The 615-nt window shown below is 72.7% G+C and carries 2 protein-coding genes; both read left to right on the top strand.

Features of this window, described 5'->3' with window-relative positions:
- Positions 1-222 (top strand): hypothetical protein (locus KUM32_RS37120; RefSeq protein WP_217146264.1); only part of this gene is annotated, 222 nt, incomplete at its 5' end.
- A gap of 92 nt (positions 223-314) precedes the next feature.
- On the top strand, positions 315-615 hold a 301-nt coding region (locus tag KUM32_RS37115; protein ID WP_374227597.1), incomplete at its 3' end, for an NAD-dependent epimerase/dehydratase family protein.

Genomic DNA, 615 nt, shown 5'->3' with positions numbered 1-615 from the left:
GTGCGGTCCATGACGGTCTTCTACGCCGTACCGCTGCGTGGCACCAAGGAGGACTGGTTGGCGCGCGAGCTACGCCGCTGGGACGAGCACACCCGCTCGCAGAATCGTTACATCGAGGTGCCCGGCGAGCACTACACGATGCTCGGCCCGCGCCACGTCGCCACCTTCCAGGCCATCCTGCGCCGCGAACTCGACCACGCGCTCGGCGAGGGGAGCCCGTGAGACGGCCGCGCGCCCTCGCGCGCGCCCTGCGGCCCCGACCCGGGACCGTGGCCGGTCGCGCACGACAAATCGAACCAACCCGAGGAGAACCGGTGGAAGGCAAGAAGATCCTGGTCACAGGCGGTACCGGGCAGGTGGCGCGGCCGGTGGCCGAGGCGCTGGCCGAGCGCAACGAGGTGTGGTGCCTGGGCCGCTTCGGCACCCCGGGCGTGGCGCACGCCCTCGCCGAGCGCTCCATCACCACCCGGTACTGGGACATGAACGACACCTCGCCGGCGGCCCTCGACGGCCTGCCCACGGACTTCACCCACGTACTGCACAGCGCCGTGCGGCGCGGCGAGGACGGCGACTTCGACGCGGCCGTGGCCGCCAACGCCGTCTCCACGGGCCGCC

The organism is Streptomyces sp. AC627_RSS907 (assembly GCF_019049165.1).
This window is presented reverse-complemented; position numbering and strand designations above follow the sequence as displayed.